Annotated in this window: 16 protein-coding genes; 10 read left to right on the top strand and 6 right to left on the bottom strand. The window is 42.0% G+C overall.

Features of this window, described 5'->3' with window-relative positions; all coding sequences use genetic code 11:
- Window positions 1–66: 66 nt before the first annotated feature.
- The gene (locus PH_RS01700; RefSeq protein WP_010884468.1) at window positions 67–1,023 is read right to left on the bottom strand and encodes an NAD-dependent epimerase/dehydratase family protein; all 957 of its coding nucleotides are present in this window, start codon (window positions 1,021–1,023) and stop codon (window positions 67–69) included.
- A gap of 56 nt (window positions 1,024–1,079) precedes the next feature.
- Between PH_RS01700 and PH_RS09735 the strand changes: the two genes are divergently transcribed.
- Window positions 1,080–1,259: a hypothetical protein gene (locus tag PH_RS09735; protein ID WP_010884467.1), complete on the top strand. Its 180-nt coding sequence runs from the start codon at window positions 1,080–1,082 to the stop codon at window positions 1,257–1,259.
- Window positions 1,252–1,464 (top strand): hypothetical protein, encoded by a 213-nt coding sequence (locus PH_RS01695; protein WP_010884466.1) that lies wholly within the window; start codon window positions 1,252–1,254, stop codon window positions 1,462–1,464. The genes PH_RS09735 and PH_RS01695 overlap by 8 nt, the downstream gene beginning before the upstream one ends.
- On the opposite strand, the gene PH_RS01690 is transcribed toward PH_RS01695, so the two are convergent.
- Both PH_RS01690 and cbiB read right to left on the bottom strand, forming a co-directional pair.
- Window positions 1,450–2,403, bottom strand: coding sequence for an aminotransferase class I/II-fold pyridoxal phosphate-dependent enzyme (locus tag PH_RS01690; RefSeq protein ID WP_048053104.1), 954 nt, complete (start codon window positions 2,401–2,403; stop codon window positions 1,450–1,452). The genes PH_RS01695 and PH_RS01690 overlap by 15 nt on opposite strands.
- Window positions 2,400–3,251: an adenosylcobinamide-phosphate synthase CbiB gene (gene cbiB / locus PH_RS01685; RefSeq protein ID WP_010884464.1), complete on the bottom strand. Its 852-nt coding sequence runs from the start codon at window positions 3,249–3,251 to the stop codon at window positions 2,400–2,402. The genes PH_RS01690 and cbiB overlap by 4 nt, the downstream gene beginning before the upstream one ends.
- Before the next feature lie 47 nt (window positions 3,252–3,298).
- Here cbiB and PH_RS01680 point away from each other — a divergent pair, with 47 nt between their 5' ends.
- Genes PH_RS01680 through PH_RS01660 form a run of 5 tightly spaced genes read left to right on the top strand, consistent with a single transcriptional unit; the run spans window position 3,299 to window position 5,847 of the window.
- Window positions 3,299–3,964 carry an ATP pyrophosphatase gene (locus tag PH_RS01680; RefSeq protein ID WP_010884463.1) on the top strand — a complete coding sequence of 222 codons (666 nt, stop codon included), beginning with the start codon at window positions 3,299–3,301 and terminating at the stop codon, window positions 3,962–3,964.
- Window positions 3,946–4,389 carry an alpha-ribazole phosphatase CobZ gene (gene cobZ / locus PH_RS01675; protein ID WP_010884462.1) on the top strand — a complete coding sequence of 148 codons (444 nt, stop codon included), beginning with the start codon at window positions 3,946–3,948 and terminating at the stop codon, window positions 4,387–4,389. The genes PH_RS01680 and cobZ overlap by 19 nt, the downstream gene beginning before the upstream one ends.
- Window position 4,390: 1 nt before the next feature.
- Window positions 4,391–4,573: a hypothetical protein gene (locus PH_RS01670; protein WP_010884461.1), complete on the top strand. Its 183-nt coding sequence runs from the start codon at window positions 4,391–4,393 to the stop codon at window positions 4,571–4,573.
- 48 nt (window positions 4,574–4,621) lie between these two features.
- On the top strand, window positions 4,622–5,314 hold the full coding sequence (gene cobS, locus PH_RS01665; RefSeq protein ID WP_010884460.1) for an adenosylcobinamide-GDP ribazoletransferase: 693 nt from the start codon (window positions 4,622–4,624) through the stop codon (window positions 5,312–5,314).
- Window positions 5,311–5,847 carry an NTP transferase domain-containing protein gene (locus PH_RS01660; protein WP_048053103.1) on the top strand — a complete coding sequence of 179 codons (537 nt, stop codon included), beginning with the start codon at window positions 5,311–5,313 and terminating at the stop codon, window positions 5,845–5,847. Before cobS ends, PH_RS01660 begins: the two co-directional genes overlap by 4 nt.
- On the opposite strand, the gene PH_RS01655 is transcribed toward PH_RS01660, so the two are convergent.
- Both PH_RS01655 and PH_RS01650 read right to left on the bottom strand, forming a co-directional pair.
- Window positions 5,837–6,622 carry a nucleotidyl transferase AbiEii/AbiGii toxin family protein gene (locus PH_RS01655; protein WP_010884458.1) on the bottom strand — a complete coding sequence of 262 codons (786 nt, stop codon included), beginning with the start codon at window positions 6,620–6,622 and terminating at the stop codon, window positions 5,837–5,839. The two genes, PH_RS01660 and PH_RS01655, sit on opposite strands and share 11 nt — an antisense overlap.
- Window positions 6,612–7,412 carry a type IV toxin-antitoxin system AbiEi family antitoxin domain-containing protein gene (locus PH_RS01650; RefSeq protein ID WP_010884457.1) on the bottom strand — a complete coding sequence of 267 codons (801 nt, stop codon included), beginning with the start codon at window positions 7,410–7,412 and terminating at the stop codon, window positions 6,612–6,614. The genes PH_RS01655 and PH_RS01650 overlap by 11 nt, the downstream gene beginning before the upstream one ends.
- A gap of 92 nt (window positions 7,413–7,504) precedes the next feature.
- On the opposite strand from PH_RS01650, the gene PH_RS01645 reads away from it, so the two are divergent.
- Genes PH_RS01645 through PH_RS01635 form a run of 3 tightly spaced genes read left to right on the top strand, consistent with a single transcriptional unit; the run spans window position 7,505 to window position 10,969 of the window.
- On the top strand, window positions 7,505–8,557 hold the full coding sequence (locus tag PH_RS01645) for a galactokinase (RefSeq protein WP_010884456.1): 1,053 nt from the start codon (window positions 7,505–7,507) through the stop codon (window positions 8,555–8,557).
- Window positions 8,554–9,648, top strand: coding sequence for a hydrolase (locus PH_RS01640; protein WP_010884455.1), 1,095 nt, complete (start codon window positions 8,554–8,556; stop codon window positions 9,646–9,648). Before PH_RS01645 ends, PH_RS01640 begins: the two co-directional genes overlap by 4 nt.
- Window positions 9,635–10,969, top strand: a complete 1,335-nt coding sequence (locus PH_RS01635) for an MFS transporter (RefSeq protein ID WP_048053102.1) — start codon at window positions 9,635–9,637, stop codon at window positions 10,967–10,969. The genes PH_RS01640 and PH_RS01635 overlap by 14 nt, the downstream gene beginning before the upstream one ends.
- Here PH_RS01635 and PH_RS01630 read toward each other — a convergent pair.
- Window positions 10,949–12,220 (bottom strand): glycoside hydrolase family 1 protein, encoded by a 1,272-nt coding sequence (locus PH_RS01630; RefSeq protein WP_010884453.1) that lies wholly within the window; start codon window positions 12,218–12,220, stop codon window positions 10,949–10,951. The two genes, PH_RS01635 and PH_RS01630, sit on opposite strands and share 21 nt — an antisense overlap.
- Window positions 12,221–12,244 lie beyond the last annotated feature (24 nt).

Genomic DNA, 12,244 nt, shown 5'->3' with positions numbered 1-12,244 from the left:
AGCTCTATCCTTCCTTAGTATAATGGCCATTATAATAATCACCGTTATAATAATCGCGACTACACTCTAAATATTTTCTTCGAGCATCTCCCTAACGGTTTTCCTGACGGCTTCGTAACTGTTCATCCTGGGTTTCCAGCCAGTTCTCTTGGCCTTCTCTATGCTGAGTAACATTAGCTTGACATCCCCCTTCCAACCTCTCCCTCCATCCACCCCTCCAGTGAATTTAAACCTCGGATTAAGGTTCATCTCCTCGCTAACTATCTCGGCTATTTCCTTAACCGTTATCCAATCCTCGTTTCCCAGGTTATAGAAGTCAACTCTCTCCTCCCCATTAAGGAAGTGCTCGAAGAGCTTCATTATTCCATCAATCGTGTCTGAAATGTGGAGATAGCTCTTCCTCTGGGTTCCATCTCCAAGGATTTCTAGCTCGTTGGGGTTGGCTTTCAGTTTATTTATGAAGTCGTATATAACTCCATGGTTCGACCTCTTCCCTATTATGTTTGCTAACCTTATTATCAAGGCCCTAAAGTCAAAAGTGTGAGCGTAACCGCTGATTAAAGCTTCAGCGGCCAACTTAGCGGCCCCATAAACGCTTATCGGCTCGAGGGGTGCGTAATCCTCGGGAGTTGGTATTACCTTAGCATCCCCATATACGGTTGAGGAGCTCGTAAAGACAAGGTATTTAACGCCCGAGTTCCTGACTGCATTGAGAAGGTTATAGGTTATTAGAACGTTAGTCTCATAAAGCAACTCGGGGCTTTGGGAACCTATCCTGACCTCAGGGTTGGCCGCTAAGTGAAAAACAGCATCAACATCCTTTACAGCTTTGCTAACTATCTCAACATCCCTCATGTCACCTTTTATGAACTCGAAGTTCTCGTTACCTAGCCACCCCTCTATGTTCTTCAAGCTTCCAGCGCTCAGGTCATCGAGAACCCTAACCTTGTACCCTTCCTCCATGAGCCTGTCGACGAGATGGGAACCTATGAAGCCAGCCCCTCCAGTTACGAGAACCCTCATGGATATCCCTTAACCCACTAGACCTTACAGTTATATAATTATGCCCAGACTAATTGATGGTGGGAAAGTTGGAAGATGAGGAAGAGCTCGAAAAAAGGATAGCTGAAATGAAAAGAATAATTGAAATCATGGAGAGGAAATATGAGGAGATGAAGAGAGATAACGAGATTCTGAGAAAAGCTCTCGAAGAGTTGAAGAGAGAGAATGAAAGGTTAAGGAGGGAGCAAAATGGATAAAATCGAGGAGCTTAAAATGGAGCTTTTAGAACTTTCGAAGAAACAAGCTGTCCTCAATTTCAAGATCTATGAACTCTTCCAAGAAAACAGGACACTAGCTATAAGGTTAGCTGGATATATAGCTGAAAACAAGCTCTTCGGTGGTAATTGGAACGATGAAGAGGTTAAGAAGATAATGGATAAGTACCTCTTAAAGAGACGTTAAAGCCTCGATAAGCTTATCATTTTCCTCGGGTTTTCTAACTGAGAACCTAATGTAATTCGGAAGCCCAAAGCTAGAGCAATCCCTAACAAGTATTCCCTTCTTCTTAAGCTTCTCAACGACAGCTCTAGCATCTCCAACGTTCATTATGAAAAAGTTAGCATCGCTTTTAACACCGAGCCTCCTTTCGATCCTCTCCTTTTCTCTCCATATCAAAGGTAGTGTCCTACGAAGGTGTGCAAATTCATCCTCAATTACCTTTTCCAGGAAAGCAACTCCAACTGCACCTATGTTCCAGGGCATCCTTACGCTTCTAAAGGCTTCACTGAAGCCAATAACGTAACCAATCCTTATCCCGGGAACGCCGTAGCTCTTTGTGAAAGTCCTTAGCTTAATCAAGTTCTCTCCACTGGGACTTTTAGCTTTCTTCACGAAGTCTATAAAGGCTTCATCCAGGATTAGCAGAGAGTTTGTATCGGTAACTGCATCAATCAAGGACTTAAGTTCCTTAGGAGTGTAGTACTTTCCATCGGGATTATTCGGGTTGCAGAAGAGCACGACGCTTTCCCTTTCAACGAGCTCAGCCAGCTTTGAAGGATCGTTTGGCCCCTTTATGACCTTAGCACCAAACATCCTGGCGATCCTCTCGTACTCGCCGTAAGTATGGTTAGGGATTATTACCCTTTTGTTTCTAAGGGTTAAGATACCAAGAAGGTAGAGGGCTTCAGTAATTCCAGCGGTTATAGTGATTGGCTCACCAATTAGGCTTTCGAACTCTTCTTCAAGCTCTTCGTAGTAGATGTACCTTGAACTAAGATCCTTAGCCCTCTCAAAAACCTCGCTTAACCACTCTGGAGGATAAGGGTTCACTGAAGCCGAGAAGTCTATTAAGCCCTCTTTCCTAGCACCACCGTGGATAACTTTAAAGTTGAGGGGTCTCATAAGATCACCCCCAAGAGCAACAATAATATCCACTCGGAGACTACGATCACGTAAACTTTAAGGGCCCTCTCTATATCTTCCATCCTGGGATCCCTTCCTGGAAAGCGATAAATGTTAGGCTTCTCGAGCCAAATCCCGAGAACGGCACTCATAGCTGCTATGGGTTTATCAGAGTTCACCTTAAATCTCGCCATCTTATAGTATCTAATAACCCTCCTGGGATTGAGGGGAAGGAAGAGAAGAACCGTTATCCTAGCAGGTAGGAAGTTAAGGATGTCATCGAGTCTAGCCGAAAACTTGCCGAAGTATTCATATCTACTAGTCCTGTAACCGACCATAGCATCCAAGGTGTTCACGGCCCTGTAAACAAGGGCCCCAGGGAGTCCGAAGAGGAGATAGTAGAAGAGGGGAGCGACAACGGAGTCATTTGTATTCTCAGCTAGGCTCTCTATGGAGGCAGAGATCAAATGTTCCCTTCCAAGCTTTGAGGTATCCCTACTAACTATCATGGAAACCTCCTTCCTCATCTCCTCCACATCATCCTTCATGGTCCTCCTAACGTGCTCGTAAAGGCTCCTTATAGCAAAAGAGCTCTTGAGAAGGTAGACTGAGAGGAGATAATTTAAGGGATAGGGAGCGTAGAGCGGAAGAATAGAGAGCAAGAAGGCAAAGGAGAGCACTACAAGAGTTGCAAATAAACCTGCAAGGAAATCTATTGCAGGGGAGCGTCTGGAATAATGGGAGTCAATGAAAGCTATTAACTTCCCGAACCAGACTACCGGGTGCACCACTGCAGGAGGCTCCCCCAGGAGGAGATCCCAACCGAGGGCTAGGATGAGCTCGTACATACAGCAATGGATAAAAACTCCATGCTATTTATATGCTTGGTGGTTAAATGGGTAAGGGTGTAGCTTTCTTTTCTGGAGGTAAAGATGGGCTCTACGCTCTCTACTTAGCTGAAGAAATGGGGATAGAAGTTCCTTATCTCCTCGTGCTTAAAACTAGCATAGGGCTCTCACCGCACTGGGAGAACTTAGATGCCCTAAAAACTCTGGCTAAGGTTATGGAGAGGGAAATCCTAACCTTCGATATGAGGAGGGGGAGCAAAGCTCTAGCTGAATTCATAAGCTCGCTAGATGTTGACTACCTAATAGCTGGCGATGTTTACCTTGAAGATCACATCCTATGGGTAAAGTCGCTAGCGGAGGAAGCCAACGTTAAGCCCCTTGAACCGCTCTGGGGTAGGAACACGAGAAAATTAGCGGAAGAAATGCTTAGGGAGGGATTTAATTGGGCAATAATAGCTGTAGATAAGAGAAAACTCGGGAAGGAGTGGTTAGGCTACACTTTCAGATCTATTGAAGATCTGGAAAACTTTCTTAGGGCTAACCCCAACGTAGATCCCCTGGGAGAGGTGGGAGAGTTCCACACCGTTGTTCTAAACTCCCCACTCTTCGCTTTAAACTTTGAGCTTAAAGTCGAATCCATTGAGGAAGATGAAAGATACTGGTGGCTAAGGTTTGAACTGAGGGAGGTAGAGAAATGGAATTTGAACTCCTAAAAAAACTTGAGGCTAAGGGGATAACCCTGGAAAAAATGCTAGATGCAGCTTTAGAGCTTTACATTGGAGGGGAGAAGGGGAGGGTTAGAGAAAAGCTCAGGGAGATTATGCTCCACTATCTTGAAGACGTTAATGTCCAAGCCCTCTTAACATCTGCAATACTACTCGAGGAGAACTTTAAGGTTGAAGGAGACCCCGTGAATCTCATCGCGGATGAACTCATAGGAATCGACATAGCCGAGTACATAGGTGGAAAACTGGGGTTATTCAACTTCTTCTACTACGACACGAAAAAGCCTGGGATATTAAGTGAGCTTCCACCATTCCTGGATGATGCCATAGGGGGATTTATAGCTGGATGTATGAGTAGGCTTTTCCAGGATGAAAGCTTATATTCGTCGAAGAAAGAAGACCCTGGGGATTAACATGGTCGAAACAAGAAAGTGCCCACTCTGTGGAGGGACAATGGTTAAGAGCAAGAGTAAGTATGCTAGGTTCTTCTGGCAACCTCCATGGAAAAGTAAAACAGTTGGCTTTCTCAAGCCCACGATAGAAGTAACACCCTGGCTATGCTTGAATTGTGGAGTTGTTTTAGCCCTTCGTGGATGAAGAGACAAGGGCTAAGCTGAAAGAAGAGTTCGAAACAGGGGTGAGCCTGTGAAGAATATCCTCCCGTTCCTCACCAGAATACCCATAAAAGGTGACTTTGAGAAGGCTAGAAGAGAGCTTTGGGCCTTTCCCCTAGTTTCAGTATTTACATCTCCTTTGCCAGCATTGATACTTTACCTCAAGGTACCTTTGGCTAGTATCTTAGCCTTACTATCCCTTTACTTTACCATAGGCCTCCTCCACCTCGATGGCCTTGCTGACTGGGCGGATGGAATTATGGTAAAAGGAGATAGAGAGAAGAAAATTAAAGCCATGAAAGATATCAACGTGGGGGTAGCTGGGATTTTTGCCGTTGTTACCGTTTTAATGCTTCAAATTTATTCCCTCCAGCTCGTTCCGTTTTACGCTATCTTCCTGGCCGAACTTAACTCTAAGTTCGCAATGCTACTGGCGATGGCTACCAAGAAACCACTCGGAAAAGGGCTTGGAGCGTACTTCATGGAAGCCCTAGATAGGAACCAACTCCTCTATGGAACGCTGATTTACTTATTATTGTACATTCCCGTAATTATCGCTGAACCTAGAAACCTCGTAAGCTTTCTAGGTTTATTTATAGGACTTTATGCTGTAAAAATATCATTAGATAATTTTGGCGGATTAAATGGGGACTGTATAGGAGCTGTTGCAGAGATAACGAGGGTTGGAACCCTAGTTGTCATCACCCTAGGGTGGAGAATATGATAGTAATAATGGCCGGGGGAAGGTCAAGTAGGATGGGAGCCGAAAAGCCCATCCTCAAGGTGAACGGAAAACCGATGATCCTTAGGGTTTATGAAGAATCAACAAAAGTCGGGGAAACTTTAGTGGCCATCTCAAAGAATACACCAAAGACTAGGGAACTTTGCATAAAGGAAGGAATTCCACTCATTGAAACTCCTGGGGAGGGATACGTTGAAGATGTAAGGTACCTACTCAAAGAGCTTGGTTCCTTCGTAAGCGTTTCCGCCGATCTTCCCTTCGTGAAAGCATGCGACATAGCTGAAGTTAAGAAGGCCTTCGATGGAAAGACTAGCTTAACTGGAGTCCTACCTTTGAGCAAAGTACCCACGGATTTAAGGCCAGTAGTATATAAGGGCTACGTTATCGTGGGGCTTAATGGAGTGGGTTTTGAAGGAGAAAAATTCTATGAGTTAAGTAACCCTCTTCTAGCTCTAAACGTAAATACACCTGAGGAGCTCAAGCTCGCCAATAGGATAGCTAAACTTATAGGTTGATCTTATTTAGAGCACTTTTCAGAGAATCTATCATCTCCTCCCAATTAGGTCTTAATGCCTTTGGAATAAAATGGTTTGTTGAGTTCCCAATATATTTTGCATTTTTCTTTGCATTATCGAGCTTTATAATTAGTTTATTAAGGAAGTTCTCCTCTTTGACCCTGTAGAACCTAATATTTTCCTTCAGGGCCTCTCTAAACTTTCTTTTATCAACATATAATCTTAATGCATAAAATACGTCATAAATGTCTTTTCCCTCAGTTCTATTATACAGGGCAATTAACTTCTTAGCAAGCAAATCTTCGAAGGAATAAACTCTAAACATCGTCGGATAACTTTCTACAAAGGGTGACTTTACTAATGCAATATTTGCTTCAACGAATGGTGGTTGGCTAAGGTAAAATTCAATTTTAACTCTATCCCTATTACCAAGTTCGTTTATGTAATAGCAGTCAAATCTTAAAGTTCTGTGCAAAATTCTTGGGCCTTTAACATCAAAATCCTTAATTAGGGCCATTTTTTCTTTGATATCTTTAATTTTTTCATTTAGTGGTATATCATCAAAGTAATCTAAATCAATATCTTCCGAAAACCTGCTGGCATTTAATTTTGATAAATAGACCCTATTAAGAGCAGTCCCTCCTTTTAGAATCACTTTTCTACCAAAGATTTCCCACAGTTGAAAAAGCAGATAAGATAGCTTCTCATCCTTTGAGATATAATTCAAGCTTAATCCTGTCTTTGCGGCCAAATACCTGAGCATTTCAATATCCATAAGCCCACCCCAGAATTTTATCTTTTCCTAGATTGTCTAACAGCTTCCATTCCTTGATGAACTTTCCCCTTGATGGTGAAGTGGGAACAAGTTTTGTTTTTGTTTCAACTTTACTCCTGAAAAATTCTAAAACTTCTTTAGGGATTTTAAAGTTTAACTCCTTATTCATTAGTTCCAAAATATACCCAGTTCTCTGAAAAAGGGAGGGAGAAGCAAATCTCTTGAAGTAATCAAGGAATTCTTTCCAGTCAATGCTCTCCGCTTCATACAAAGCTTTTGTTATTGTTTCATAACCACCGCAGTATTGAGGCTTATAAAAGCAGTCAAAGAATGTCTTTGCCAATGTTGATGTATAAACCCCATTATAGAGAGTTATACCTGTGGCTTTCTCTCCAAGAGCTACGGCCTGTATAATATAATTGTCTATTTCAACCTTTTTAGATTTCCTTGGAGTTGCTACGAAAACTGTGAATGGCTCATATTCAATCAGATTATAAAGTCTTAGGGCTGAAGAGAATGCTATGTAGCCTGAGAACATAGCTAGGGCAATCCTATAAGGATCTTCTATTATTATCGAGCCTTTTGTAGGAGCTTGCTGAATAAGATAAAGACCGTTTTTTATCCGATATAGATAGCCTTTCTTTTCGAGGCTTGAAAGAGCCTTACAAATCATGTTTCTACTCAGCTCTGGGAATAACTCAGCAACTTCCCTAACTGTAATTATTTTAGCGTGCTTAATAACGTTGAATATCCTTTGCTCAGTCTTTGTAAGGTAGTAATTTTTCTCCATGTTTTGACTATAATAGTCAAAAACTTAATAAAATTTTCGACAATGTGAGTGAGCTTGAAGATTTTTAGACTCTACAACATTACTGATCTTTAATGATAAAGGTAAAGAGCCCAGGAAGGGTAAACCTAATAGGTGAGCACACCGATTATACTTATGGCTACGTCATGCCAATGGCCATAAACCTCTACACAAAAATAGAGGCAGAAAAGCATGGAGAAGTAATACTGTACTCGGAGCATTTTGGAGAAGAGAGGAAGTTTTCCCTCAACGACTTAAGAAAGGAAAACTCATGGATAGACTACGTAAAGGGAATTTTCTGGGTTTTAAAGGAGAGTGACTATGAAGTTGGAGGAATAAAAGGTAGAGTATCAGGTAATCTTCCACTTGGAGCCGGTTTGAGTTCTTCAGCAAGCTTTGAAGTGGGCATCCTAGAGACCTTAGATAAATTATACAACTTAAAGCTCGATTCCCTTAGTAAAGTACTGCTAGCGAAGAAAGCCGAAAATGAGTTTGTAGGTGTCCCGTGTGGAATTTTGGATCAGTTTGCCGTTGTATTCGGGAGGGAAGGGAACGTAATATTCTTAGACACACATACACTTGACTATGAATATATCCCATTCCCTAAGGATGTCTCGATACTTGTGTTCTACACTGGAGTTAGAAGGGAGCTAGCATCATCAGAATACGCTGAAAGGAAACATATAGCCGAAGAAAGCTTGAAGATTCTTGGTAAAGGATCTTCAAAAGAGGTAAGGGAGGGGGAATTAAGCAAACTACCCCCATTACACAGGAAATTTTTCGGGTATATAGTTAGGGAGAATGCGAGAGTCCTCGAGGTTAGAGATGCGCTTAAAGAAGGCAACGTTGAGGAGGTTGGAAAGATCCTCACCACGGCACATTGGGATTTGGCAAAAAATTATGAAGTGAGCTGTAAGGAATTAGACTTCTTTGTTGAGAGGGCTTTGAAGCTAGGAGCATATGGAGCAAGATTAACAGGTGCAGGATTTGGAGGTTCCGCGATAGCCTTGGTAGACAAAGAAGATGCTGAAACGATAGGGGAGGAAATACTCAGGGAATACCTTAAAAGATTTCCATGGAAAGCTAGACATTTCATCGTAGAACCTTCAGATGGTGTTGGGATATGAGAGCATTGATCTTCCATGGAAATTTGCAATACGCCGAAATACCAAAGCATGAAATCTCAAAGGTTATAGAAAAATCCTACTTTCCAACTATTTCGGAGCTTATAAAAAGGGAGATACCTTTCGGCCTAAACATAACCGGTTATTCACTGCAATTTCTCCCCCAGGAATTAATCCACCTCATTAAAGAAGGAATCGAAAGTGAACTTATAGAAATTCTTGGAACAAGTTATACTCACGCAATTCTTCCACTCCTCACCCTCTCCAGGATTGAGGCCCAAATAAAACGTGATAGAGAGATAAAGGAAGAGATATTCGAGGTTTCTCCTGGAGGATTTTGGCTTCCCGAGTTGGCCTATGATCCGATAATTCCAGCAATTTTAAGAGACAATGAATACGAATATCTCTTTGCCGACGGAGAAGCTATGCTATTCTCTAATCACCTAAATTCAGCTATAAAATCCATTAAGCCTCTCTACCCTTATCTGATAAAAGCCCAAAGAGGAGAAGGTTTCGTGTACTTAAATTACCTTCTAGGCCTTAGGGAGCTTAAAAAAGCGATAAATCTTACCTTTGGAGGAAAGGTAACGCTAGAAGCTGTTAAAGATATAGAGGCAATTCCAGTATGGGTTTCTATTAATATAGCTATAATGCTAGGGGCGGGAAGATTTCCATTGATGAGCCCGAAAAGAGTTGCAAATTGGATTAAAGGAAAGGATGAAATTCTACTCTATGGGACAGATATAGAATTCCTGGGGTATAGAAGTATAGCTGGACACAAGATTGCGATCTCTGGGTTGATGGAAGTTTTAAATGAACTCGGGGGAGAGTTATGTCTACCCAGGGATATCAGGCATAATGGAAGGAGATTGTACTTGAGAACTTCCAGCTGGGCCCCTGACAAGAGCTTGAGAATTTGGAAAGAAGATGAGGGAAATGCAAGATTGAACATGCTTACCTACTGTATGGATGGAGAGTTCGCTTTTCTTGCCGAAAATAGTGATGCACGTGGCTGGGAACCCCTTCCCGAGAGAAGGTTAGATGCATTCAAAGCAATCTACAAATATTGGAGGAATGAAAATGGGAAATTTTAGGAGGAAAATTTCTATTATCCTTCTCGTACTAATGGCAACCTTTTTGATGGCGGATCAGAACTTACTCCCACCAAATTACCAGCAGATAATGAAGGAATTCGGGATAGGAGAAACTCAAATGGGGTTCGTCTCATCTATATTCGTAGCTACCAGCGCGCTGATTACAATAATATGGGGTATGCTTGCAGATATTAAGCAAAGGAAAAAACTATTAGTCATTGGGGTTCTCCTGGGAGAAATCCCGTGCTTTCTTACGGCCTATGTTCACTCATATTGGCAACTTCTAACGATGAGGTTCCTCACTGGAATTGGGATCGGATCGATAATTCCCATAGGATACTCCTTGATTGCAGACATGTTTGAGGAAGAAAAGAGGGGAAGAGGGTACTCATACATTGAGACAGCTTTTGGCTTTGGAACATTGTTTGGAATGATAATTGCAGGGGTAATAACTAGTTGGAGAACTCCCTTTATTATAGCCGCAGTTCCAAACTTCATACTCGCTCCCCTATTTTACATAATAGCTGAAGAACCAAGGAGGGGAGAAGGAGAGAGGGAAATTAGAGTCCTAATTGAAAAGGGATATGAGTATGCCTATAAGTTAAGTCTTGAAGCAGTTAAGAAATCCCTTAAGACAAGAACAAATATTTTAATTTTCCTCCAGGGGATTATAGGAACCGTTCCATGGGGAATACTCATGTATTGGCTTATCTCCTTCCTTCAAGTTACGAGGGGAATGGATAAGCAGACAGCAACGTTCATGCTTCTAATAATCGGGATAGCAAGCGTTCTTGGTAGTTTATTTGGAGGTTTTGTAGGCGATTACTTCGAGACCAGGAAAAGAGGAGGAAGGGCCGTTATAACGGGAATAGCAATTTTCCTTGGAATGATAGCTGCAATTGGATTAATCCTCTATCCACTTCCGAGTAAGCTAAATACAATACACTGGCTTGGCCTAACCGTTTATTCAATATTATTCATTCAGTTCGTTTCCTATGCAGGGCCAAACGTAAGGGCTATCGTTTCCCAAGTCAATCTACCGGAAGATAGGGGAACCGTCTTTGGCCTGTTCAACATACTTGACAACGTGGGGAAGGCCATTGGGCCTGTGCTTGGAGGATTCCTGATAGAAACACTCGTTCAGATGGGCTACACTAAACCACTAGCATACCAATATACCCTCTTAATTGGAACGCTATTCTGGGTACCCTGTGCCCTAGTCTGGATCTGGATAAGAAGGAGCTACCCGGAAGATAGGGACAAAGTCAAAGAAATTCTAAAGATGAGAGCAGAGGAAATCCTAAAGTTGAAGTTCTGGTAGGCCATATCTCTTTAATAGCTCATCCTTTATTTCCTTACTTCTTGCAATTTCTCCGTATACGTAAGCACTCTTCCTGGGCCTTCTCTCGAAGGTTTGATAATCAACTTCCACTAGGCCAAATCTAGGCCCAAACCCCTCTTTCCACTCGTAGTTATCCATAAATGACCAATAGAAGTAACCTCTTACATCCAGGCCGTCTTCGATAGCCTTATGAACGTATTGGAGGTGTTGAATTATGAATTCCACTCTCCATTCATCATCAAGCGTCGCTATTCCGTTTTCCGTAATATAAAGAGGCCTTCCATACCTGGAAGCTTTTTTAAGGGCCATGTATATTCCTTTTGGATAAACGCTCCATCCCATTTGAGTCTTCCTCTCGCTAATATCCGCTAATTTCACCTCAAAGAAGAATTTTAAAGGATTCCAAGTATGCCTTACTTCGCTGGCCGTGTAATAGTTAACCCCAATGAAATCTGCGTCACTTTGGGGAATCCTATATGTTTTAAATACCCCTCTGTATTTCCCACTCCATATCGCATCCAAAAAGTGCCAGTTAAATAAATTATCAGCTTTCTCAGCGGCTTTTCTATCCCTCTCCTTGTCACTCGCTGGGAGTATTATGGGAATATTCTTTACGATTCCAACTTTGAATTTCCCATGAAGAAGTTCATAGGCAATTGCGTGAGCTTTAAGCAGGTTTGCAGCTACCTTAAAGGCCTTAAATGGACTCCTAATGAATGGGGGCCAATAAGCCGTTAGATATCCCATCATTACGTATACCATCGGCTCATTGAAGGTAGCTACTAGTTTAACTTTTTCTAAAAGCTCAGCAACCTTTTCTATGTACTTTTCCCAATGTTTTAGGTTCTCCTCCCTAAGGAAGCCACCTTTCTTCATGAACCAGAGAGGGCTAGTAAAGTGGTGTAGGGTCACCAGGGGAGTTATACCTCTCGTCAATAACAAGTCTATAATCTCCCGGTATTTCATGAAAGCATCTTCATTAAATTTATTTTCCTCTGGGAATAGCCTGCTCCACTCTATGGAGAACCTATAAGCATTATAGCCCAAGCTGGTCATTAGCTGAATATCATCCCTGTAAAGTTCCCAGTGATTGCAAGCCTTACCAGATCTGTAGGGGAGCTTTCCAATCTGCTCATAGTACCACCAATCATTCCATCTATTATTTCCCTCTATCTGATGGGATGATGTTGCGGTACCAAAGAGAAACATTTCGGGGAACTTAAGAGGCATTTACGACCACCTTTAATATACTTT

The sequence above is a fragment of the Pyrococcus horikoshii OT3 genome (genome assembly GCF_000011105.1).
GTDB classification, from domain to species: domain Archaea; phylum Methanobacteriota_B; class Thermococci; order Thermococcales; family Thermococcaceae; genus Pyrococcus; species Pyrococcus horikoshii.
The sequence above is the reverse complement of the archived record's forward strand: the minus strand, read 5'-3'. Positions and strand labels throughout refer to the sequence as shown.

Excerpts from the sequence above, each read along its gene's own strand:
- PH_RS01700 (WP_010884468.1), bottom strand. The coding sequence starts at position 1,023 with ATGAGGGTTCTCGTAACTGGAGGGGCTGGCTTCATAGGTTCCCATCTC.
- PH_RS09735 (WP_010884467.1), top strand. The coding sequence starts at position 1,080 with ATGGTGGGAAAGTTGGAAGATGAGGAAGAGCTCGAAAAAAGGATAGCT.
- PH_RS01695 (WP_010884466.1), top strand. The coding sequence starts at position 1,252 with ATGGATAAAATCGAGGAGCTTAAAATGGAGCTTTTAGAACTTTCGAAG.
- PH_RS01690 (WP_048053104.1), bottom strand. The coding sequence starts at position 2,403 with ATGAGACCCCTCAACTTTAAAGTTATCCACGGTGGTGCTAGGAAAGAG.
- cbiB (WP_010884464.1), bottom strand. The coding sequence starts at position 3,251 with ATGTACGAGCTCATCCTAGCCCTCGGTTGGGATCTCCTCCTGGGGGAG.
- PH_RS01680 (WP_010884463.1), top strand. The coding sequence starts at position 3,299 with ATGGGTAAGGGTGTAGCTTTCTTTTCTGGAGGTAAAGATGGGCTCTAC.
- cobZ (WP_010884462.1), top strand. The coding sequence starts at position 3,946 with ATGGAATTTGAACTCCTAAAAAAACTTGAGGCTAAGGGGATAACCCTG.
- PH_RS01670 (WP_010884461.1), top strand. The coding sequence starts at position 4,391 with ATGGTCGAAACAAGAAAGTGCCCACTCTGTGGAGGGACAATGGTTAAG.
- PH_RS01660 (WP_048053103.1), top strand. The coding sequence starts at position 5,311 with ATGATAGTAATAATGGCCGGGGGAAGGTCAAGTAGGATGGGAGCCGAA.
- PH_RS01655 (WP_010884458.1), bottom strand. The coding sequence starts at position 6,622 with ATGGATATTGAAATGCTCAGGTATTTGGCCGCAAAGACAGGATTAAGC.
- PH_RS01650 (WP_010884457.1), bottom strand. The coding sequence starts at position 7,412 with ATGGAGAAAAATTACTACCTTACAAAGACTGAGCAAAGGATATTCAAC.
- PH_RS01645 (WP_010884456.1), top strand. The coding sequence starts at position 7,505 with ATGATAAAGGTAAAGAGCCCAGGAAGGGTAAACCTAATAGGTGAGCAC.
- PH_RS01640 (WP_010884455.1), top strand. The coding sequence starts at position 8,554 with ATGAGAGCATTGATCTTCCATGGAAATTTGCAATACGCCGAAATACCA.
- PH_RS01635 (WP_048053102.1), top strand. The coding sequence starts at position 9,635 with ATGGGAAATTTTAGGAGGAAAATTTCTATTATCCTTCTCGTACTAATG.
- PH_RS01630 (WP_010884453.1), bottom strand. The coding sequence starts at position 12,220 with ATGCCTCTTAAGTTCCCCGAAATGTTTCTCTTTGGTACCGCAACATCA.